Consider the following 23,621-nt stretch of genomic DNA (forward strand, 5'->3'; position numbering starts at 1 on the left):
TAATATTTTGATTTATTCATATTGTTAATTAATTCATATATTTTGAAAGTATTAAAGCACCAAATACGATAACAAATGCACCAAACATTAAAAGCTGGCTTCTTAACATCTTTTTTCTTCTTTTGGCAAACTCTTCCTTACATTTTGTTGAACAAAAGTCTTCTTCTGGAGGTATTGATATCCCGCAATTTATACAATGTTTATGTTGTTCCATTATTACACCCTTGATATATCATATATTACCTATTTCATATATTATAATATTTAATGGTATACTGATATCCTAATAATTTAAATTATTTTTATAATTTATATTGATTTGTATCTATTTTTGTTTTTACAAAGTATGATATTACAATCTACGGTATTATAGATTTATAGATTTATAGATTTGATATTAACTTTTAATAAAATTGTTATTTTTAATCTTTTATAAAATATATATTTAATATAAATTTTTGATAAAATAATATGTGAAAGTAATTGATTATTAATTTATTGTTAACATTTAAAATTATATTATAATTTATATTATAATTTATATTATGGTAATATAATAGTACCATCGTGATTGCCGTTGATTGAACCAATAATCTCAGAAGGTGTTCCTTTGACCACAATTGTTTTTAATTTTGCCCTATCAATTATTTTAGATGCAAGTGGGTCAACAACACTTGAAGAACCTGCAGAAATTGAACAATTACCTGTAATTTCCAATAGTTCTGAAATTGTCATTTCTTTTAATTTTTTAGCATCTGAATCAACACGTGGGTCGTTTGTATATACGCCATCCACGTTTGTAGCTATTACTAATAAATCAGCATCTAAAAACTCAGCCAACGATGCAGAAACCGCATCTGTGGTGTGTGCCGGGTGCGTACCGCCCATTACAACAATTTTATTTAAATTTAAAATAGTTTCAGCTTCTTTAAAGCTTGTAGGAACGTTTTTAACAGCGTAATTACCTAACGCAGATATTAAAAGCATACTATTTAATCGAGTTGACATAATCCCTATTTCATCACAAAAAGCATCGTTTGTAAACTCTCTTGCGATGGAAATGTACTGTCTTGCCGTGTTTCCTCCGCCGATAATAACGGAAATTTCATGACCTTCATCTTTTAGCTTTTTGAAGGTTTCGGCATAAGATGCAATATTTTCTTTTGTAGCCCCTTCTTTGGGCATTAATACAGAACCGCCTAATGCAAATACAACTCTCATTTCAAAACCTCTTTTAACGTTATTTATGTATTTTTTAGCATATTATTTTTTTAGCATATTATTAATTCATTAGTTTAGCATTTTGTAAAATTTAACTTAAATATTATCTTTAAAATATAAAGTTCGTATTTTGTGAAGAACTTGGTATTAACTTTATGAATAAAAATTCCTAAATATTATATTCATTCACTATATAAAAGTATAGCCCGAAATTTTACAAATTAAAAAATAGACTAATATAATTATATTAATTAGGAAACTAATTGTTATATAACCTATAAAACAAAACTTCTAAAAAAATCTTTTATCAAAAAATGGGCTCATATCTACCCGTAATTAAAAATGTAAAAATATTATAAATTAGAAATATATTGTAAATCAATATAGTATTTTATAATATTTTTAAAAGTAATTAACAATATTTAAAACGAAAATAAAGAATAACCGTTAAATTATCTTTTTAAAACCATTTTGATGTCTTCTACTTTAACGGTTTTTCTTCCAGCGTGTCTTGATAATTCTGCTGCTTCTTTTGCAATATCCATTGCGATTGATTCTAATTCTTCTACGAATAATTTTGCTGCACCTTCACTTACTCTTTCAGCGCCTGCTTTTTTTAATATTCTCACTACTGGAGCTACTGGAATTTCTGCCATGAAATCACCTCTGTCTTTTACATTTTTAACTTTGCAATTCAAACTATATAAATCTTTCGGAAATATCGCCGTATATGTATGCTATGGGCCATATAAATTATAGATAATTTTAAAATAATGATTAGAAATATATATGAACTATGAATATAATATTAAAATGTAAGAAGCAATTATATTAAATATTAGTGGAGATGGTATTATTACTAAAAAATCTACTCCCAATAAAACCAACAATAAAGGTAATAATACATTTGAGATATCCGATTCGAATAATAAAGATGATAATAGTACGAAAGCTAATAAAAAAAATAAAGACCTTCGTAAAACCTTATTAGAATTTGGAATTTTTATAGTATTATTTATTTTAATTTGGACGCACGTTAACGTAGTAGTTTCAAATAGTATGTATCCCGAAATGGAACGAGGAGATTTCGTTTTAGTTGAAAATGCAGGTTTGGAATTCCATTTAAACGATTTAAAAACCGGAGACGTCGTTATTTACGATGCACACTGGATACCAGAATTGGGTAATTACCCCAGCCAAGTAATAACTTATGAAAATTATAAATACGGTATTTATTCAGATAGCGAAAACATTAAACCTGTAATACACAGGATTATAGGGAATTATACGAGTAATAAGGGAGACATATACTATATTATTAAAGGAGATAATAACCAAGATAAAGACCCCGAACTCGTTAAACCTGAACAAATTAAAAAGAGAGTTTTAACTATAAGTGGTAATTTGTTGGTTCTTCCTAAAGTGGGTTATTTATCCATTTATGTAAAAGAAAACGTGTTATTAGTAGCTTTATTCATAGGGTTAATGTTCCTTTACGAATATAGAAAAAGTATAATTGGCATATTTAGAAGTTAATAAATATTTTACCATTATTCATTTAGTTATCCATTCTATTTTTTTTATTTATTATTTAAAATTTATATAAATCCCATATAAAATTTGTTGATAATATATTATATGGCAATTAACAAAATAAAAAATAAATAAATAAAATAAATAAATAAATAAATAAAATAAATAAATAAATAAAAAATAGGATAATATTGTAATGTATTATAATAATTCTTTTAAATACTTCAATAATGAAGGGGACTTTTTAACTGCTTTTAATGCTATTTTAGGAACATCTACATCTTCTAAATCGCCATCTATTGAATCACCAATAGCATCTAATTCTTTATCAGTTAATTGTTGAAGAATATTTTTATATTTTAAATCATTTTTAAGCAAATGTAAATATTTTTCATGCCAATTAGTTTCGTATTCACTAATAGCTTCTTCAGAACAATCATTATGCATTATACATTTTCCCGCAACTTCTCCCGCAATTAAACCGCAATCCATAGAAAGAGCTATCCCTCCACCGGTTAAAGGACTAATCTGACCAGCAGCATCTCCTACAATCATAAAACCTTCTTTAAATGTTTTTTCAATAGGTCCGCCTACTGGAGCACCACCACATTTAAATTCAACTGGGGTAGCATTGTCTAACCTACCATTAATCACAGGATTAGATATAAAATCATCTAAATATTCTAAAGCACTCTTTTTAGCACCAATTACGCCCAAACCTACGTTTACAGTATCGCCTTTTGGGAATATCCACGCATAACCTTTTGGTGCAACACTTCCGAAGTATAATTCAAGCATATTATCATCGATACATTTACCGTTGGTCATTTCGTATTCTGCACAAGAGCACACTTCATTAACATTCTTTTTAGATTTTAAACCAACCATTTCCGCCATAGAGCTTTCTACACCATCAGCTGCAATAACTATTTTGGTTTTTATTTTATATTCTTCGCCCATGTGATTAATACTTACTAAGTATCCGCTTCCATCTTGTTCAATGTTTACAACCCTGCTTTTTACGGCAATTTTTGTACCTTGTTTTGCACTTCGAATTGCAAGATATTTATCGAATATTTTTCTTTCAACGACATATCCGTCGGTTTTTCCGCCTTTTACTGCGATTGTTTTTCCGTTTGGTGCTACGATATATCCACCATCTAATTTAGTACGTACAAAACTTGGGTCTGCTGGTATTCCATATATTTCATCTATTTTGGGAACTGCTTCCGCACATCTAACTGGTTCCCCAATTTCTTGTGATTTTTCAACCAATAAAGTTTTTGCCCCCATCTTTGAAGCGTTATATGAAGCCATACTCCCTGCCGGTCCTGCGCCGATAACTACAACGTCATAACTGTTAATTAGTGCCCTCATTATTATTCCTCCAAAGCATTTACTGGACATATTTCTTTACAAAGTTTACAGCCTTTACATTTTTCTGTATCTATTTCAATTTTATTCTCGATAAGTTCAATTGCATTCCTCGGACATATGCCAACGCATGCCCCACAGTAGCCACATTTTAAAGTATTTACTTTCACAATATCCTCTCCCAATGTGAAAACAAAAATAACACATTATATATTAAATTAGATTATTATCGATATTTAAGCTTATTCATATGATTTTAGTTTATTTTTATTATAGAGTAATGTATTTTACTATATCTTCCTATTTATTGCCATTATTTCAAATTTCAATTTTTTTTTGAACTAATGTGATATTATATTAAATGCGCCATTTAACTATAATTTAATAAAATTTGAAGATTTGAATAATTGCATTATGCAAAATAATTATAATAACTATAAGTGATACTATTTTGCTTAAATATAAAATTGTTAAATAATAATCTATTATTTACGATGCTATATAATGTTTTATTTTTAATTTAGGTATTATTAATTTATGTACTTGCAATGTTCTTTAAATACTTTTAACTATTTATCCAACCTATGTTTTTATGCTTTTCTATTTTATTTGATGATTTATTTTATAAACTGTTATAATTTAAAGTTATCACCTTATTTAATTAAGTTAAATATCCAAAATAGTTTATTTAATCTAAGCAATATTTAAAATAACGAAGTAAAAATAAAATAAGAATAAAATAAAATAATAATTTTAATTTCAATATTTAAAAATAGATTATAAGTTATAATTATAATTATAATTATATACCTATATTTTAGAATTTAGTAGTCATATTTTGAGCTAATCGGGGAATTAACGCCATAGTAATTGCTTGCTTGCATAAATCTTTTCTAACAATATTTTCATCAGTTAATTGCCCTATTAACCCCACATTTTTGCCTATTTCAGGATTTCCATATAATTTTCCAGCGATTTCACCACATTCAACGCCTTGCTCAATTCCTGAAAGTATTTCCAAAGGTATTTGAAAGCCTGAAGACGTTCCAACCGTATGCCTGAAGCTATCGTATATCACACAAATATGAATGTCTAACCGTTTCTCTCCAATTTTTACAATACCTGCTTCTAAACCAATACCATACATCGAAGAAGCTTTATCATAAGCTTCTTTTGCCCTATTGTATGCACCTTGAAATGTTTCATCAAATCCAATGGGTTGGTCAGATACTTTACTATCTGCATCTATTGAATTTATTAAAACACTACCTACCGCACGCTCTAAAGCTTCCTGAGCTGCACTAATTTTAACGGGATTAAGTGTTCCAATAGAAGCGACTCTTAACTTATGTCCGGCAGGACCGCCACGTTGATTCATAGCTTTACTAAGACATTCTTCACTTTCGCATAGGATGGTTCCAAATCGATAGGTTTTTGCAGGTTTTCCACATATTTCGCAAATTTTATTTTCAAATGGACTTTTAAAATTATTTTTATTATTTTCATTTTTATTATTTTCAATTTTTTTACTACTCATACAGTATTCCCCTATTTTATTTTATAATTTATTCGATAATTTGATTTACGATACTTATCATTATATAATATTAATTAAAAAGGATATCGATATGAATATATCATAATTTTATTGCCACATACATATTTAATTAAAAGAATCCTTAATATAGTATTAAATAAATTAATAAATAAATTAACTATTTATACTATTAAACAATGTAAAAATACATATAATAAATATATCTTAACATATGATATTAACATAAAATCATAAAACAACAATAAAACAACAATATCCTCGAGGGATTTGATGAAATTGAATACCGAAAAGTTATTAATGATACCTGGACCTACAATGGTTCCAAATGAAGTTTTAAACACAATGGCTTTACCCATCATTGGGCACAGAACCGCAGATTATGGTGCACTTTTGGAAGACACAGTGGACAAAATGAAAAAAGTTTTCCAAACAAAATACGATGCACACTTAATAACAGGTTCAGGAACTGCAGCAATGGATATGGCAATTTCAAACACCGTGGACAAAGGGGATAAAGTACTAAATATAGTAAATGGAAACTTTGGAGACAGGTTTTACAAAATTGCAAATACCTACAAAGCAAACACAATGTTGCTCGACAATGAATGGGGCGATATGGCAGACGTTGAGAAAGTTAAAGAAACACTCGAAGAAAACCCTGATACAAAAGTAGTTACAATCGTTCACAACGAGACATCAACCGGTGTAAAGAACCCTATTGAAGAAATCGGTAAAGTTGTAAAAGACCACGATGCAATTTACATCGTAGATACAGTTTCATCATTAGGTGGCGACTATGTGGACGTTGATAAATTTAACATTGACATTTGTGTGACTGGTTCCCAAAAATGTATCGCTGCACCCCCAGGAATGGCGGCTATTTCAGTAAATGATAAAGCTTGGGAAGTTATAAACAAAACGGAAACTAAATCATTCTATTTAGACATTAAAGCTTACCAGAAAAAATGGGAAAGTAGTAAAGAAACACCTTACACTCCATCTGTATCAATGACCTATGCAATGAACAAGGCATTAGAAATCGTACTCGATGAAGGTTTAGAAACCAGATTCAAAAGACACGATAAATTTGCAGAAGCTACAAGAGCAGGTTTAGAAGCAATGGGTATTGAATTGTTCGCAAAAGAAAGAGCAAGGTCAGTAACAGTTACATCTGCTTTATACCCTGAAGGAATAAGTGATAAAGATTTCAGAGGAACTTTAAACAACGATTACGATGTTTTAGTTGCAGGAGGTCAAGCTCACTTAAAAGGTAAAATCTTCAGAGTAGGGCATATGGGTAGCGTAAAAGAGCACCATATATTAGGTACTTTAGCATTAATAGAAGCAGGTCTTAAAAAACTTGGATATGACGCAGGTTGTGGCGTTGATGTAGCTAAGGATTACTTATTATAATTTTTAAATATGCTGTAATAAAATATAATATAAAAAATAATATTTAATTAAATTAATTAAATTTAGTTATTTTAATTATTTATTTTAATTATTTATTTTTAATCCTTTTTTAATCCTTAAATTAATTCCACAAAGTTTTCAATCATTTTTAAACCAGATTTACCACTTTTTTCAGGGTGGAACTGTGTAGCATAAATATCGTCTTTATTAACGGCACAGGTAAATTCTGTACCATAATCGCAAGTTCCTGCGATTATTTTTTCATCAAAAGTTTTTACATAATAGGAGTGGACAAAATAGAAGTAATCATTATCTTTTATCCCTTCAAATAATGGTATATCCAAAACCTGTTTAACGTTATTCCAACCCATATGTGGTATTTTAGGAGCATTTACAAATTTAACAACTTCTCCGTTGAATACACCTAAACCTTCGCCTTTACTTTCCTCACTTTTTTCAAAAAGTAATTGCATACCCACGCAAACACCTAAAAATGGTACTTTACCAATATTTTGGACAATTAATTCTTTTAAATTTGTACAATCCGTGTTTAATTTATCGCAGACTTTTTCATCAAATTTTACGGCTTCTATATTTTTTACGGAGTCTCCAAAGTTTCCAACGCCCGGTAAAACAAGTTTATCCGCTGATAAAATTACTTCGGGGTTATTTGTAAGTTTAACGTCTTTTTCGTAAATTGAAAACGCTTTTTCGATACTTCTTAAGTTTCCGGCATTGTAATCAATAATTGCAATCATAATTTCACACGCTCTATGTATAATGTTTGATAATGTTTAATTTAATGGTAATTCCAATAAAATGACATATATTCTAATTTACATAAAAATACGTAATTATACTATATATACATATTTTAATATTAATTTGCCAAATTAAAATATCAAGAACTATGTATATTTTTGTAAAAATTATATATGACTAAAAGAGTATATCTCAATGGATTATAACAATACATAACAATAAAATAAAAAATTAATAAAAAATTATGTTAAATAAGTTAATAAAATTCTTCTTCAAGTTCTTTTAACGTTGTTAATATTTTATTAAATGCTGTGTAAGCATCATCAATTTTCTTTAAACCGGTTATTACAACCTTACCGCTACCAAATATTAACACTACAACTTTAGGGTCGCTTAATATGTAAACTAAACCAGGGAACTGCTCTGGTTCATATTCTGTACATTCCAATGTGGAAATATCGTCTAAGTTAGGTTCCATACCTAATTCGGTTGTGGCAACCATATTTTGAATGCTAACTTCAGGATTATCAATTATTTCCATACCAGCTTCTTTAAGTTCTGCAATTATCTTTTTAATTGCTATTTCAGCGTCTGATTTACTTTTAGCACCAGTACAGTTTAATTTACCACTTCTAAATATCAACAATGCAACTTTAGGGTCGCTTAATCTACACACTAAACCAGGAAACTGCTCTGGTTCATATTCTGCGTTGTCTAAAACATCTGCAGCATATTCTAAGTCTATATCTGTTCCTATTTGTGTAGAAACTACCACGTTAACAATCTTTATTTCAGGCTCCATATCTCTCACCTATATTACGTATAATATAAGTTTTATTTATATAGTATATAAATGTATTTATATACTTTTATAAAAATGTTATAATTAAATGTTTCAAAATTCTAACAATTTAAAAATTAATGATAAAAATAATAGTACCAATATTGATAAGGATAATAATACCTAAATATATTTAGATATATCAATTATATGGGTTATAAAAAATAATTCTTATGATTAGTATCATTTCTAATTAATTTGTCAAAATATAACTTGTAAAAAAGCGTTGATTAAATAATTTCTAATTAAATTTTAATAATATATATTGTTAAAAGAAATAAAAATATTCGGATATAATTTAATTATCCGAATAAAGCACCTAAACCAGCTGCTGCTGCAGCACCGGTGTCTTCTTTTTTCTCTTCTTTTTTCTCTTCTGCTGGAGCTTCAGCTGCTGGAGCTGCTGCTGCAACTGCTACTGGAGCTGCTGCTGCTTTTGCGATAGCTTCTGCAATGTCTACTCCTTCTAAAGCAGCAACTAATGCTTTAACTCTTGCATCGTCTGCTTCGATACCAGCTGCGGTTAAAACTGCTTTAACTGCATCTTCTGTAATTTCTTTATCTGCTGAGTTTAATAATAAAGCTGCGTATATGTATTCCATAAAGTACACCTCAAATACTAATAATTTACTTCTTTTTGTGTTTTTATAATTATTAGTTTTCAGATAATCTATTAAAGTATATATAATTTTTCAATACATACTTAGATTTTTTAAATCGTTATTGTTTCCTTTATTAAATTCTATAATTAATTATATTAAATTATATGCTTAGTACAATTTTAATACATTAATTTATTTACTTAATTAAATTAAGTAAGTTAAATAAAAGCTAAGGATTTAGAATAATAAACCCATACCTACTGATGCAGGAGCTTCTTCTTTTTTCTCTTCTTCCGCAGGAGCTTCTTCAGCTGCTGGAGCTTCAGATACTGCTTCTGAACCACTTACCATTGATTGTAATTCCTCATCTAAAGCATCATCACCAGCTAATTTAGCAACTGCTAACATTTGAGCGTTAGCTTTTCCTATAATAGCGTCTGAGGTTTCTGATGTTAAGAATGCACTTTCAACTGATACAGCCTTAGCATTGGAGAATGCTTTTTGAACGATTGTTTCAATTGTTTCTGCAGTAGGAATTGCTGCATTAACTGATAAGTTAAATGCACCTGTGTAAGCATTTTGTAATTTAGCGAGGAATTCATCCTCATCAATTTTTAACACACTGGAGTCGTAAATGATTCCATCTTCATAAACGCCCAATACGTTTAAACCTACTTCCATAGGTTTAATATCTAATTTTGATAATACCACAGCTAATTTAGCGGATACTACATCTCCTTCTTTAGCAACAATTGTATCTTCTTTGATTCCAATTTTACCTTTCTCGATTGCAGCAGGTAAACCTACAGCTTTCAATTCACTTAAAAATGGTCCAGGTGGCATACCTGTTGAACCAGCTTTAATTTCAATATCACAAGGTGCAGTAGCGCCAGCTTTAATTGGTGCAGGGCTTTTGCTCTCGTTAAGAGTCTTGTAAAGTTTGAATGGGTTCATTTCGGTTGCAATGATTGCAGCACCTTTTTCCAAACAATCTACTAATTTTGTAAATGAAGGATTATTTGTTTCCTCAGCGACTTCTTCAATCGCTCTTTTCATCAATGTATTTCTTGACATTCTCAAAGTCATTAAGTCTCTGATGTTGTCTCTAATTTCTTGAAGTTGAACTGAAGGAACTTCCATCATGTCAATAATTGCAACTACGTTACCACTTTTAAGTAAGTCTTTCAATGCGTTAACTTCATCTACTTTCCAAGAGGCAATCTTATGTTCTGATTTTACTTCGCTCATAATCTCAACCCCTCTACTTTTCTATCGGTGCTGAAGCACCCATGGTAAGTTTTGTAAATGCACTTTTAACGTGGTAAAGTCCTTTTTCATACTTCCTAGCAACAGTATTTAATACTGTTTCGATGTTTGCTGCAAGTTCTTCATCACTCATTGATTCTTTACCTACGTAAACCTGGAAAAATGCTTTATCTCTTGTGTTGATGCTAATAGTTTTACCAAATCTTTCAACTAATGGTTTAAGATTTGCATTAGCAGGAACAGGTTGAGGCATTTTACCTCTTGGACCTAAAACGGCACCCAAGGATTTACCTACAATAGGCATCATATCTGCTTGTGCAATAAAGAACTGGTTTGCGTTAGCTAATTTCTTAGCTTGTTTTTTATTTTTTCCTAATTCTTCTAATTCTTCCTGTCTAATTACAGTGAGGCCCATGCTTTCAGCTTGAGCTGCTAAATCTCCCTTAGCAATCACAGCGATGTTGATTTCTTTTCCTAAACCACTTGGGAGTACGATTTGTTGTTTCATCCTGTTTTCAGGTCTTGACAAATCAAGCTCTTTGAGGTTTATGATAAGGTCAACAGACTGTGTGAAGTTTCGCGGCTTTGCTGAATTTCGAGCCTCCTTCACTGCGTTTAATATGTTTACACTATCCATTGTGTAGCCTCCTGTAATTGTCATATGACTTTTCAGTCTTAACATGGAGCAAACATAATATTGATTAACTATTATATAAATATTACTACCTTAAATATATATTTTAAAAATTTAAAAAATAATGATATTATTAAAAATGTTAAGATTATTAAAAATATGTTATCTAAAAAATAAAAATTTAATGTATTATTATGTATTTTTAGGGAATTATTTGAGTTATGGGACAATATAACCTCTATTAATTTTATTTGCGGTGTTATAAGCTTCACAGACTGCATATAACCAAACAATTGGTAACATAATAAACCCAATTAATATGGCTATGGCAAAGAATGATATAACGAATAATACTATAATAATAATTCCTTTTATTATTTCACCATTGTATATTTGACCTAAACCCGGTATAAAAAAGGATAATATTGCAGCAAGCGCTGGACTTTTAATATATCTGTTAAAACCTGCAGGATAGCCCATATTAGTATTTTTATTAATATTTGAACTAATATTTGTATTTTTGGCTTCTGATTCACTATCGCTCTCACTCTCACTCTGGGAATCAGACGCACTTGTAACATTCGTATCATTATTATTTTCATTGTTAATAGTTATTGAAGGAACATTATATGAATTTTTTAAGTCCTGGAGTGTGTCAGAACAAAATTTATTGCATTGAGGACACACATCTTCGTCGTTTTCTAATTTGAAACCACAATGTTGACAATACTTTATTTCTGCCATTATTTCACCGTAAAACAATATAATCTACCACATAATAATATAAGTTAAATTTTTAGGTATGTGGCGTTATTTAATATTTTTTATTATTATAATATTTATAAAGATATATCTAATTTATTTATATCCTAAATTATACTACTTTATTCAATAAATATATTACTATTTATTTTAACGTTTAAATCTAAAAAATAAAAATATTTATTTAAAATATTTAATCTTATAAATGTATTAAAAATTGAAAAAAATAAATATGGAGTATTTAATTTAAATAATGCCTTATTCAATTTCATCCCATGAGATATATTCGTATTTAATATTCAATTTATCCCACGAAATTGGGTCGTATTCGAGTTCGTAGCTGTCGGAACCTTTTGGAATTTCGTATATTAATAAACCGCTGGTTTTACCGCCGTTTCTTAAATCTACACTTTCCAAATGGTTTTCTAAGCTGTATGTATCTGAAGCATATGAATATCCTACGCCATCAACAATTGCATCAAAGTACAATGGGCTTGTTGATATCTCATCATATCCATTATTTTCAATGGAAATATATGTGATAAGGTATGTTTTACCAGATGGGGCTTCTCTTGTGTATTCATAACTTCCAATATTGTAGTTAAATGATTCAGTCACTGTAGCTGCAGTTATGATGTTTACAGAGTCTGAATCTGTATCATCATTTGAAGTAGTAGGTGTTGACTTTTCAGCACCGGTATTTGAACTTGAAGCAGCAGCTTTTTGAGCTTCTTCAATATCTACATCTTCAGGATTGTATATTATATTCAATTTATCCCACGTAATTGGGTTATATTCAATGCTATATGTTGAACTACTATCTTCTGGAATTTCAAATGCTAATGAACCGCTGGTTTTACCACCGTTTCTTAAATTTACACTGTCTAAATCATTTTCTAAGCTATAACTATCAATACTGTAGTCATATTCTACGCCATCAACAATTGCATCAAAGTACAATGGATTTACGCTAATTTCATCATATCCATTGTTATATACTGTAATATCAACAATTAAGTATTTTTTACCATCTGCAGCTTCTTCTTTACCATAACTTCCATCAAAGCTTTTAGTGGAGTATGCTTCATAAAATACTGCGACGTATTCGTCAGGTAGCCCTTCTTCTACGGGTTCCTCAGTTTTAGGTTTTTCATCATCTTTAGTTTCTTCGTTTTCTTTAGGTTCGGTATTATCGTTTGTGCTGGTTTTTTCCACTACTACATCATCAGCACTATCTGATGACGAAGAAGAGACGCAACCGCTACACATTACAACGAGGGATACCATAACACAAAGAAAAATTTTTAATATATTATTATTTTTCATAATATGCCTCCAATTTATACATAATTAGATAATAAAATATTTTATAAATAGGTAGTTATTTAGGATACGAAGGTGCTATTTTATATATGAGTACATTGGTTTGTACGATTTTAAACGTTATTTAGTAATTTTAACAAAAAATTACCCGTATATTTATAAAATAGTTGATTTAATATGTTATTTTTTAAAATAAATAAATTTTTGAATAATTATTTTAAAAATAAAAAAGTAATAATAATAATAATAATAATATTTGATTAATAAAAAATAGATATTTGTAAATTGTATTTTTAGTATTATATATTATATTATTTTTAATTATAAGTCATTTAGTCCTTCATCACATAAAGCTATTAAATCGCTTAAACTTTCTTTTAAAATTTCAACTGCATTGGTTCCCTCTACAGTTTCTAAAACTAAAAGAGGATTTGAAATATATTTACCGCTTTCAGGGTCTAAAACAGGGTGTTCAACATTGTAAGAAGCCATTATAACGTTTTCTTTTGACAATAAAATATCTTTTAGTATATTTGGTAATGAGTGGTCTTCGTTTGTTAATTCAAATTCCAAATAGTTTTCCGCTTGTTTTGTAATTTTAATCATATTTTCACCGATACAGTCAAGTTTTAATTAATTCTAAACTTTTAACTTTTTAAATTTAATAATTTTTAGATATTAGTAATTATATAGTCTATATTTTATTTATATAATTTATTATAATTTATCATACATTACCATAGGTATATTCTTATATTTATATATTTAAATTGACTTCTTTGAATTGCATAGTATATTTTTTACCTTAGTAATATCCATATTAAGCACTATTCTATCATCTTCTTCCCTAAAACATCCTTCTTCGAGACCTAATTCTAATATTTCATCCATTTCCAAGCCTGATATATAAACACCAATTACTATGGCATTTTTAACCGGTTTAGAACCTATTGGGTAATATGACAAATCGACATAGATTTCTTGTAAATCTTTAAGTAAATCATCTAACTCTTGCGCAGTTATTTTTGCAAGCAACTCATTATCTTCTTTAATGTATTCGTGCTTTATTTTGGAATATTTTAATGCATCTATTATTAAATCTTTATTAACTGGTGTTTTTAAATCATTTAATTTATATGTGAACATTCCTTTTTTATTTGCATTGTATTTATTTTTTACATCGGTTATTATTGCTAAAATATCTTTATGGTCTTCTTTTAATTTATTACGGTCATTACCATAAAGCTTTATCATAATACTTGAAATTGAGCCGTCAGTACTTTTTACTTTTGAATCGAAAGAACACTCTAAACTTAATTTAGCAACCTTTTCACATATTTCCACTGTTTCTTCTTCAGAACCACTAACTGATATAACTCTTTTCATAATTCACCTTATATTTGAAAATTTATAAATTCCTAACTTTATAAATTTATAAATTCATAAGTTCGTAATTTCATAATTTTATAACTACATAATAAACTTTACTTATCTTATTACATAACTATTACATACTATATATAAATTATACAAAATTATACAAAATTATAAAAAATTATAAAAAATTACTATAGATTTATATATAGAAGTGGTTAATATATTAAATTCGTAGTATTTAAAATTTTAAGCAATGTTTAAACTTAAATTTTTAGACTTTAAAGTTTTGAGGATTATTTTTTAATAATTAATAGGTAGATATAATGAACGCTGATGAAAAATTTGAACTTATTAAACGAAATACTGTTGAAATAATCGGAGAAGATGACTTAAAAGAAATGTTATCCGACGAAACAAACAAAAGGGAAAAAATAGCATACATAGGTTTTGAACCAAGTGGTAAAATACATATGGGGCACTATTTACAAATTAGAAAAATGATGGATTTGCATAAAGCAGGTTTTAAAGTTGTAATTTTATTAGCAGACTTCCACGCTTACTTAAATCAAAAAGGTACGCTCGAAGACATCGGTAAATTAGGCGAATACAATAAATCAGTATTTGAAGCTATGGGACTTGAAGCAGAATATATTTACGGTTCCGAGTACCAATTAGGTGCAAAATATACCGAAGACGTGTATAAATTAGCTTTAAGAACTACCTTAAAGAGAGCAAGAAGAAGTATGGAAGTTATTGCAAGAGAGGACGATAACCCGAAAGTAGCTGAGGTAGTTTACCCATTGATGCAAGCAAATGATATAAAACACTTAAATGTGGCTGTTGCAGTTGGTGGAATGGAACAAAGAAAAATACACGTTTTAGCAAGAGAATTATTGCCAAATATGGATTTTGAATCGCCAATATGCTTACACAACCCTGTTTTATCCGGTTTAGACGGTGTTGGTAAAATGTCATCTTCTAAAGGCAATTTAATTGCAGCAGATGACGAAGACAAAGATATTAAGAAAAAAATAAAAGAAGCATACTGTCCAATGAAGGAAGTCGATGGAAACCCAATTTTAGAGATTGCACATTATTATTTAGAGTACCCTGCAGAATTAAAAAGACCTGAAAAATACGGTGGCAATGTCGTATTTGAATCTTACGAAGACTTAGAAAAAGCATACGTAGAAGGTTTACACCCAATGGATTTAAAAAATATGGTTGCAGAATCAATGATTAAAATAATAACCCCGATTAGGGAAAAAATGAAAGGAATGAATATTTAAAACCCATATTTTTATTATTTTATTTATTTTTATTATTTTATAGTTATAGTTATATTTTTATTTTTATTTTTATTTTTAGATTTATTTTTAGATTTATTACTTAATTTATTACTTAATTTATTACTTAATTTATTTTTAATTTCAAATAGTATATAATATATAGTAATATTCATTTAAGTTAATATATACTTTAAATAAGGGATAAATATTATCTTATTAAAAATGTTAATTTTAAATATAATTCGAGGGCAATTATGGAATTATTATATGATGTATTTTTTGGAAATCCTCTTTATAAATATTTTGACTGTATAATCTACGTAATTTTGGGGGTAGTAGTTGCAAAATTAATAAAATTGCTTTTAGAATATCACTTAAAAAGGAAATATGCTCGTGGAAAGCGTGGGATAGATGCAATATTTATCGAATCTTTAAGTACTCCTATTGTGATATTTTTATTTACCAGTGCAATCCGTTATGCAGCTCTTTCTTTAGTATTGGAGCCTCATTTTAGGATATTATTGGATGACGCCATAGATATATCTTATATTACTGCAATGCTAATATTTTCATTATCTTTTATAGATAAGATATTCTTAGAATATATTGTGCCACGGATTGAAACGTCCGATAATCGATTACATGGACATATATTACCGCCCGTTAGAAAACTATTAAAAATAATTGTTATATTGGGCGCTATAATATTAGCTCTTGAAAATATGGGTTTTAATATTGCAACAGTTGTAGCAGGTTTAGGTATTGGAGGTTTGGCCGTAGCTTTAGCTTCAAAACCTACTTTAGAAAATTTTATCGCAGGAATTTTAATATATACGGATAATACATTTATAACACATGATTGGATAAAATGGGGTAATGGTCAAGGTTTAGTGGAGGAAATAGGTCTTAGAAGCACGAAAGTACGTTCTTTTGATGACAGTTTGCTAATAATACCAAATACTGATATAATAAGCTCAGAAATTGAAAATAAAAGTGCAAGGCGAAAAAGAAGGACAATTACTACATTAGGTCTTACTTATGACACTACAAAAGAAGAAATTATCAAGGCAACAGATATCGTAAAGAAAATATTAAATGATGAAGATGGTGTCGTGCATCCAATACGTGTAAATTTTACTAATTACGGGGCTTATTCATTAGATATCCGTGTAGAATACTATGTTAATAATTTAAGTTATGAATATTACTTAAATACTTGTGAAAATGTAAATTTAAAAATAAGGGAAAGATTTGAAAAAGAAAATTTAAAATTCGCATTCCCATCACAAACGTTGTATTTATCTAAAGAAGAAGATGAAAATACTTCAGAATCTAATGAAAAAGATAAGAAATAGCATATGGAAAATAAATAAAAAAGAATAAAAAAGAATAAAAAAGAATAAAAAAGAATAAAAAAGAATAAAAAAGAATAAAAAAGAATAAAAAGAATAAATATTAGAAGAATTTGTCCAATGTAATTTGATTTTTAGGTATACCTCCTAAATCCTCATTTTTTTCAAGATTAGCGTCTTTAGTTGTATTATCTTCGAAATTTTGATTTTGGGCATCATTTTCTTCGTTAGTTTCCTTTTTGGGGTTTTTTAAGAATTCTTCTAATGGGTTATCCACTTTAGGGGAGTTTTTAACTTTAGTACTTGTATTAGTTAATTTATTCGATTTATTAAGTTTTTCCAATTCTTTAAGTTCTTTTTTCCGTTCTTTTAATTTTTCTTTCTCATTTTTTTGAATTGTTTTAAATATTTTACTTGCAATCGGTTTTTTACTTAAAAATTCCACTTCGTCTTTTGTTAACTCGAAATATTCAATTAATCCAATTGAAGCGTCCATATCGTTCTCAAAAATAACTGGTAATAATCGCATATATTCCATAGCACGTTTAGATGACAAATGTACTTTTTGACCTATTTTAAGGGCTAATGCTTTGGTTTTTTGACGTTGAACTTTAGACCTACTTAATTTCGTGAATATCGTAGGTGGCGAATATCGTATAAAACCTCTATATTTTTCGTCCTTAGAAAGTGCAACCCCTGCGGTCATTAATGCTGAAGCATATTTCCAAAATCCGAAATGCTGTCTCCTATATACCCTACCTAAGTAAATATCAGATTTAGAAATATAATCATAAGCTTTAGCTATTTCGTGAGGTTTTTGGTATTCTCGAGGTATGTTTTCCGCCAACCATTCTTGAATCGTTCCAATATCTTCGTTTAAATCCCTGGTTGTTGAAACTGCAATGTCGTAATGGGTAGTTTTTAAGGCAATTCTAACTGCATCGAAAATATTTCCTTTGCTATCCCGGTCAGCCAAGTTTCTTACATCTTCTGTTTCCATAGGGGATGTTCTACCAATTAGTAAAGATTCTAAATCGTTGATAGCAGCCCTTAAATCACCGCTAGCGTGTGAAGCAATCATTTTAATAGCTTTAGGGTCAACTTCATACCCTTCTTGTAATGCTATTTTCCTAAGTACGGGAGGTATCGAATTTGTATGTACGGAACTCACATTTACAAGATGAACAGAATTTCGGAGTGTAGAAAGATTTAATTTATACGGGTCGTTTGCAGTAAGTATTATTGGATTTTTGGCGGTTTTTGCAACCTTAATGATTTCAGAAACCCCTCCTCTATCGTCATTACCTGACAAACCGTCTACTTCATCTAATATTATCAAAGAACGTCTACCGCTCAAAGATTTTGAGACTGCAGCAGTACCTACAACTTGCTGTATTACGTTTTTATTCCTTTTATCACTCGCATTTAGCTCAATTACTTCAAAATTGTAATCATTAGCTAAAGCATACGCTAAAGTGGTTTTTCCACAACCTGGAGGTCCTGCAAGTAATAATGGTTTATGATATCCTCCATTTTGAATATACTCTTCAATCCAGGTTATTAATTGTTCTTTGGTTTTATTTTGCCCTGCTACATCATTCATCGATTTAGGTCTATATTTTTCAACCCATTCCATTAAAACACCTTGTAATTAGACATTTGACAATTATTTTTGGTTATAATATTATCATACCTTATGTACTTTTTATACTTTTTATTAAAATAATATCACTTATGTTTATTATATCTTTTGTTAAAATTTAATTGAGCATATACTTAATGATAAAATATATTTGTGAAGAAACTGTAATAATCTAAATTAATCGATATTTATATAAATAAACTTTAATTATATACTTGTACTTATAATTATACAATAATTATACTTGCGTTATGTATAGTTTAATGGATATAATTTTACTCATTAGTTATAACATATAAATAACATATAATAATCATTCGTAATTTTATGAGGGATTTTTTTGGAAAAAACACCTATATCATCTGAAAAACATAATTTAAATACAAATTTAAATACAAAAAAAGAAAAGAAATTTTTAATGGGAAACGAAGCAATAGCTTTAGGGGCTATTCATTCAAAACTCGCTTTAGCGACAGGTTATGCAGGAACACCCTCTACAGAAGTTATGGAAACAATAATAAGGGAAGTTAATCGATTAGATAATATTAATAATAATAACAATAATAATAATAATAATAATAATAACAATAATAATAATAACAATAATAATATCTACGTTGAATGGTCTACCAATGAAAAAGTAGCACTTGAAAATGCAATCGGAGCATCTTATTCAGGCGCCAATACGATTATAACAATGAAACAGGTGGGTTTAAATGTAGCCTCCGACCCTTTAATGAGCTTAACTTATTTGGGGACAAAAGGAGCACTCGTAATTGTTGTAAGTGATGACCCCACTCCCCATTCTTCACAAACAGAGCAAGATACAAGACATTATGGTAGCTTTGCAAATGTTCCGGTATTTGACCCTTGCGATGCACAAGAAGCATACGATTTAACAAAATATGCTTATGAAATCAGTAAAAAATATGAAACACCCGTTATTTTAAGGACTACAACCCGTTTATCTCACGGTTATAACGATGTATTAATTGATAACCTCGCCGATGAGGAAATTGCAAAACGTCTTGAAGATGAAAAGAACAACATAAAATTTGAAAAAAATCCAAAATGGGCAATAATGCCAAAATTGGTAAGTAAAAATCACCCTATACTCGAAGAAAAACAATTAAAAATTTCAGAAGAGTTTTCAAATTCTAATTTTAACAATGTAAAAATTTTTAACAATAACGCTAATAATAATACAAATAATAACAATAATAACAATAATAATCTAAATAAACAAAATATAGGAATTATTACGTCGGGTGTTTCTTATTATTACACATTAGAAGCCTTAGAAATTTTAAAGAAAGATGAAAAGAACGAAGAATTTAAAAATATATTGAATGATTATAATATTGAAATTTTGAAAATAAGTACGCCTTATCCATTCCCTGAATCTAAAGTATTAGATTTTATAACTAATAAAGATTCAAAAAAAGACGTAATAATTACCATCGAAGAACTTGACCCATTTTTAGAGGATAATATCTTAAAATTAATCGGAAAATATAATTTAGATATAAAAATTAATATTAATACAAATAATACAAATAATAATAATAATAATAATAATAATAATTTAAGAAATCTTAAATTTTATGGAAAATGCAATGTATTTCCTAAATGCGGAGAGTACAATGTAGATATTATTAAAAATTTATTAAATGATATATTAAATGGAGAAAAATCCAATGATAATATTGTACTTAAACATAATGAACTGGAAAATAACGAACAAATAACCCTGCCCGTTAGATTACCTACATTATGCGCCGGTTGTATGCACAGAATTGCATTTTATGCTTTTAAAAAAGTTGCAAAAGAGTTTAAAAAGCAGAATATTGAAACAATATTTTCCGGAGACATCGGATGTTATACGCTTGGAGCAACGCCTCCTTTAAGTGCAACAGACACCTGTTTATGTATGGGGGCAGGTATTAGTTTAGCAACTGGTTTAAGCCGAGTAAATCCCAATACTAAGAATGTAGCGTTTATAGGGGATTCAACGTTTTTCCATTCTGGAATACCTGCCGTTATAAACGCAGTTTATAACGAAGCCGATATAACCCTTGTAGTTTTAGATAACGAAACAACCGCAATGACTGGACATCAACCACATCCTGGAACCGGGCAAAAAGCAAGAGGTAATGCTAAAATAATTGATATTGAGAACGTTTTAAGAAGTTGCAACGTAGAAAATGTTCAAACAATTGATATAAGCAAATTTGCAAACGTCGAAGATGAAGAGGTTTTTAAATCCATTCTTCAAAAATGTAAGGATTCTATGGACTATGGTGGAGTTTCCGCAATTATCTTTAAAGGCGATTGCATCACCAAAAAAATCCCTAAACTCGAGAAACCCAAAAATCAAGAAACCCAAAAATCAATGTTAAAAAAATTAGTTATTGACCAAAATTTATGTAATGCTTGTAGGTTATGTATCAATGAAATAGGTTGCCCTGCATTGAGGTATGATTCTTTAAATGATAACGTAGAACTTTTAGATTCTTGCACAAATTGTGGTTTATGCGTAAATATTTGTCCAAAAGATGCATTAACTATAAAAAAATGTTATAAATAGTATTATATGTCGACAATATTTGATATATTCGGGTTTTCGGAATAACTATCAAATATGCGGAGAAAACTAATAAAACTACATATGCAGATTTTAAATATAAATGGAATACTTCAGGTGTAATTATGGAAAACATAGAAAAATGTGATATAATCATATCGGGCGTAGGGGGTCAGGGTATAGTTTTAGCATCACGTTTAATAGCTACTATGGCATTAAAAAAAGATTATAAAATAAGTACTGCTGAAACTATCGGAATGTCGCAACGTGGGGGTAGTGTGGTAAGTAATTTAAGATTAGATTCTCATAGAAAAGGTTCTTTAATCCCAAAAGGGCAGGCAAATGTTATAATAGGTTTTGAGCCAGCTGAAGCTTATCGATACAATGATTATTTAAATAGCAATGCCAATGTATTATTAAATAGTAATCCCATATATTCAAGTTCTAAAACTTTAGAAAATGAGATTTATTCGCAAAACGAAGTCAATAAAATAATTAAAATTTTTAAAATCAATAGTAAATTAACAGTTTGTAATTTTAATAAAATGGCATCTGATTTCGGAAATTTGAAAACAATGAATATAATGATGATAGCAGTCGCATGTTTATGTAATTATTTGCCTTTTTCAATAGATGACTTAAAAAATACTATAAACACTGAAATGCCAAATAAAATTAAAGATATAAATTTAAAAGCCGTAGATTTTGCAATTGAAAATTTTAAACGATATTAATAATATTTAAAGGGATATTATGGATAGAAAAAATAATAATAATAATAATAATAATAAGAATAATAATAATAATAAGAATAATAATAAGAATAATAAAAACGATGATACGAATAATAAAGTTAATTCATTGATAAATTTAATAAATAGGGCTAAAAAGGGAACTTTTTATGGTGAAAAATTAAAAAATGTGAATATTTCGGAAATTAATAAAATTGAAGATATCCAAAAATTGCCATTTACTACCAAAGCTGAATTAAGAAATGCTTATCCGTTGGGTTTGTGTGCAGTAGATGATGAAGAAATCGTTAGAATCCATTCTACCTCTGGAACAACCGGGGAACCTGTAATAATACCATATACGAAAGAGGACGTCGAAGTATTCACAGAAATGATGTCAAGATGTTATAAAGTAGCGGGAGTTAATAACAAGGATAGGGTTCATATAACGCCAGGATATGGATTGTGGACAGCAGGAATCGGTTTTCAATTAGGTGCTGAAAAAATGGGGGCTATGACTATTCCAATGGGTCCCGGAAATACCGAAAAACAATTAAAAATGATGATGGACTTAAAATCAACTGTTTTAACATCTACTTCATCTTATGCTTTACTTTTAGCTGAAGAAATTCATAAAAGAGGGATTTCTAATAAAATACATCTTAGAAAAGGTATAATTGGCTCTGAAAGATGGAGCGAGAAGATGAGAAATAGGATAGAAAAAGAGTTGGGTATAGAAACCTATGATATTTACGGTTTAACGGAAGTTTATGGTCCTGGAATAGCTATAGACTGTGATGAACACGATGGATTACACTATTGGGATGATTATTTATTATTTGAGATAATAGACCCGATAACCGGCGATGTTTTACCTGATGGGACAATCGGGGAGCTTGTAATAACTACACTCGTTAAAGAAGGTGCACCCCTTATAAGATATCGAACTGGTGATTTAACTCAAATAATGACGGGAAAATGTAAATGTGGTGTTGAATATCCAAAAATTGCAAGAATATTAGGACGTTCAGATGATAGGATTAAAATTAAAGGTGTAAACATATTCCCTCAACAAATTGAGAAGGTAATCGAGGGTTTAGATGAATTATGTAGTGAGTATCAGGTAGTCCTTACAAAATGTGATGGTAGGGACAATATGCTTTTAAGGGCTGAATTGAAAAAGAACGTATCACTTGATTCAGAATCTTTATTAAATTTAGAAAATGAAGTCCAAAAGAAATTTAAAAACTTTATTGGTATTAAAATAGATGTAGAATGTGTGAATTCTGGTGAATTACCACGAAGTGAGAAAAAAAGTAAAAGAATTATGGATAATAGATTATAAATAAAATAAATA

Annotated in this window: 23 protein-coding genes; 7 read left to right on the forward strand and 16 right to left on the reverse strand. The window is 28.9% G+C overall.

Going from position 1 to position 23,621, the window contains the following annotated elements:
* Positions 1-28: 28 nt before the first annotated feature.
* The 3 genes from J3E06_RS03415 to J3E06_RS03425 all read right to left on the reverse strand — a co-directional run bounded on the left by J3E06_RS03415 (position 29) and on the right by J3E06_RS03425 (position 1,877).
* Positions 29-214: a DUF2116 family Zn-ribbon domain-containing protein gene (locus J3E06_RS03415; RefSeq protein WP_013181068.1), complete on the reverse strand. Its 186-nt coding sequence runs from the start codon at positions 212-214 to the stop codon at positions 29-31.
* 329 nt (positions 215-543) lie between these two features.
* The gene (gene pyrH / locus J3E06_RS03420; RefSeq protein WP_013181069.1) at positions 544-1,221 is read right to left on the reverse strand and encodes a UMP kinase; all 678 of its coding nucleotides are present in this window, start codon (positions 1,219-1,221) and stop codon (positions 544-546) included.
* Positions 1,222-1,673: 452 nt separating this feature from the next.
* On the reverse strand, positions 1,674-1,877 hold the full coding sequence (locus tag J3E06_RS03425) for a histone family protein (protein ID WP_013181070.1): 204 nt from the start codon (positions 1,875-1,877) through the stop codon (positions 1,674-1,676).
* A 415-nt stretch (positions 1,878-2,292) separates the two neighbouring features.
* On the opposite strand from J3E06_RS03425, the gene J3E06_RS03430 reads away from it, so the two are divergent.
* A complete protein-coding gene (locus tag J3E06_RS03430) occupies positions 2,293-2,757 on the forward strand; it encodes a S26 family signal peptidase (RefSeq protein ID WP_259164027.1) in 465 nt (154 codons plus the stop codon).
* Between the two features lie 198 nt (positions 2,758-2,955).
* Here J3E06_RS03430 and J3E06_RS03435 read toward each other — a convergent pair whose 3' ends face one another.
* The 3 genes from J3E06_RS03435 to yjjX all read right to left on the reverse strand — a co-directional run bounded on the left by J3E06_RS03435 (position 2,956) and on the right by yjjX (position 5,665).
* Positions 2,956-4,131, reverse strand: a complete 1,176-nt coding sequence (locus J3E06_RS03435; RefSeq protein WP_013181072.1) for a geranylgeranyl reductase family protein — start codon at positions 4,129-4,131, stop codon at positions 2,956-2,958.
* 2 nt (positions 4,132-4,133) lie between these two features.
* Positions 4,134-4,298 carry a 4Fe-4S binding protein gene (locus J3E06_RS03440; protein ID WP_013181073.1) on the reverse strand — a complete coding sequence of 55 codons (165 nt, stop codon included), beginning with the start codon at positions 4,296-4,298 and terminating at the stop codon, positions 4,134-4,136.
* Between the two features lie 647 nt (positions 4,299-4,945).
* Positions 4,946-5,665 carry an inosine/xanthosine triphosphatase gene (gene yjjX / locus J3E06_RS03445; RefSeq protein WP_013181074.1) on the reverse strand — a complete coding sequence of 240 codons (720 nt, stop codon included), beginning with the start codon at positions 5,663-5,665 and terminating at the stop codon, positions 4,946-4,948.
* Between the two features lie 291 nt (positions 5,666-5,956).
* Between yjjX and J3E06_RS03450 the strand changes: the two genes are divergently transcribed.
* Positions 5,957-7,099, forward strand: a complete 1,143-nt coding sequence (locus tag J3E06_RS03450) for a pyridoxal-phosphate-dependent aminotransferase family protein (RefSeq protein WP_013181075.1) — start codon at positions 5,957-5,959, stop codon at positions 7,097-7,099.
* A gap of 116 nt (positions 7,100-7,215) precedes the next feature.
* On the opposite strand, the gene hisH is transcribed toward J3E06_RS03450, so the two are convergent.
* The 9 genes from hisH to J3E06_RS03495 form a co-directional block, all read right to left on the reverse strand.
* A complete protein-coding gene (gene hisH, locus J3E06_RS03455) occupies positions 7,216-7,857 on the reverse strand; it encodes an imidazole glycerol phosphate synthase subunit HisH (protein ID WP_013181076.1) in 642 nt (213 codons plus the stop codon).
* 260 nt (positions 7,858-8,117) lie between these two features.
* Positions 8,118-8,663 (reverse strand): TATA-box-binding protein, encoded by a 546-nt coding sequence (locus J3E06_RS03460; RefSeq protein ID WP_259164035.1) that lies wholly within the window; start codon positions 8,661-8,663, stop codon positions 8,118-8,120.
* Positions 8,664-9,004: 341 nt separating this feature from the next.
* A complete protein-coding gene (rpl12p, locus tag J3E06_RS03465) occupies positions 9,005-9,304 on the reverse strand; it encodes a 50S ribosomal protein P1 (protein ID WP_013181078.1) in 300 nt (99 codons plus the stop codon).
* A 237-nt stretch (positions 9,305-9,541) separates the two neighbouring features.
* Positions 9,542-10,552, reverse strand: a complete 1,011-nt coding sequence (locus J3E06_RS03470) for a 50S ribosomal protein L10 (RefSeq protein ID WP_013181079.1) — start codon at positions 10,550-10,552, stop codon at positions 9,542-9,544.
* Positions 10,553-10,565: 13 nt separating this feature from the next.
* Positions 10,566-11,207, reverse strand: a complete 642-nt coding sequence (locus J3E06_RS03475) for a 50S ribosomal protein L1 (RefSeq protein WP_013181080.1) — start codon at positions 11,205-11,207, stop codon at positions 10,566-10,568.
* 216 nt (positions 11,208-11,423) lie between these two features.
* On the reverse strand, positions 11,424-11,948 hold the full coding sequence (locus J3E06_RS03480; RefSeq protein WP_013181081.1) for a DUF5683 domain-containing protein: 525 nt from the start codon (positions 11,946-11,948) through the stop codon (positions 11,424-11,426).
* 276 nt (positions 11,949-12,224) lie between these two features.
* Positions 12,225-13,292, reverse strand: a complete 1,068-nt coding sequence (locus J3E06_RS03485; protein WP_013181082.1) for a DUF4352 domain-containing protein — start codon at positions 13,290-13,292, stop codon at positions 12,225-12,227.
* A 318-nt stretch (positions 13,293-13,610) separates the two neighbouring features.
* A complete protein-coding gene (locus J3E06_RS03490; RefSeq protein ID WP_013181083.1) occupies positions 13,611-13,895 on the reverse strand; it encodes a DNA-directed RNA polymerase subunit L in 285 nt (94 codons plus the stop codon).
* 159 nt (positions 13,896-14,054) lie between these two features.
* A complete protein-coding gene (locus J3E06_RS03495; RefSeq protein ID WP_013181084.1) occupies positions 14,055-14,675 on the reverse strand; it encodes a DUF2067 domain-containing protein in 621 nt (206 codons plus the stop codon).
* Between the two features lie 314 nt (positions 14,676-14,989).
* Between J3E06_RS03495 and J3E06_RS03500 the strand changes: the two genes are divergently transcribed.
* Together J3E06_RS03500 and J3E06_RS03505 are read left to right on the forward strand one after the other, a co-directional pair.
* A complete protein-coding gene (locus J3E06_RS03500; protein WP_013181085.1) occupies positions 14,990-15,955 on the forward strand; it encodes a tyrosine--tRNA ligase in 966 nt (321 codons plus the stop codon).
* Positions 15,956-16,209: 254 nt separating this feature from the next.
* Positions 16,210-17,310, forward strand: coding sequence for a mechanosensitive ion channel family protein (locus J3E06_RS03505; RefSeq protein WP_013181087.1), 1,101 nt, complete (start codon positions 16,210-16,212; stop codon positions 17,308-17,310).
* A gap of 100 nt (positions 17,311-17,410) precedes the next feature.
* Here the strand turns inward: J3E06_RS03505 and J3E06_RS03510 are convergent, their stop codons facing one another.
* A complete protein-coding gene (locus tag J3E06_RS03510; RefSeq protein ID WP_013181088.1) occupies positions 17,411-18,943 on the reverse strand; it encodes a replication factor C large subunit in 1,533 nt (510 codons plus the stop codon).
* Between the two features lie 424 nt (positions 18,944-19,367).
* On the opposite strand from J3E06_RS03510, the gene J3E06_RS03515 reads away from it, so the two are divergent.
* The 3 genes from J3E06_RS03515 to J3E06_RS03525 all read left to right on the forward strand — a co-directional run bounded on the left by J3E06_RS03515 (position 19,368) and on the right by J3E06_RS03525 (position 23,609).
* Complete coding sequence (locus J3E06_RS03515) at positions 19,368-21,536, forward strand: thiamine pyrophosphate-dependent enzyme (RefSeq protein ID WP_048187665.1); 2,169 nt, start codon at positions 19,368-19,370, stop codon at positions 21,534-21,536.
* A 122-nt stretch (positions 21,537-21,658) separates the two neighbouring features.
* Positions 21,659-22,267 carry a 2-oxoacid:acceptor oxidoreductase family protein gene (locus tag J3E06_RS03520; protein ID WP_013181090.1) on the forward strand — a complete coding sequence of 203 codons (609 nt, stop codon included), beginning with the start codon at positions 21,659-21,661 and terminating at the stop codon, positions 22,265-22,267.
* 19 nt (positions 22,268-22,286) lie between these two features.
* Positions 22,287-23,609, forward strand: a complete 1,323-nt coding sequence (locus J3E06_RS03525) for a phenylacetate--CoA ligase family protein (protein WP_013181091.1) — start codon at positions 22,287-22,289, stop codon at positions 23,607-23,609.
* Positions 23,610-23,621 lie beyond the last annotated feature (12 nt).

The organism is Methanococcus voltae, assembly GCF_024807655.1.
In the GTDB taxonomy this organism is placed as follows: Archaea; AGJL01; Methanococci; order Methanococcales; family Methanococcaceae; genus Methanococcus; species Methanococcus voltae_D.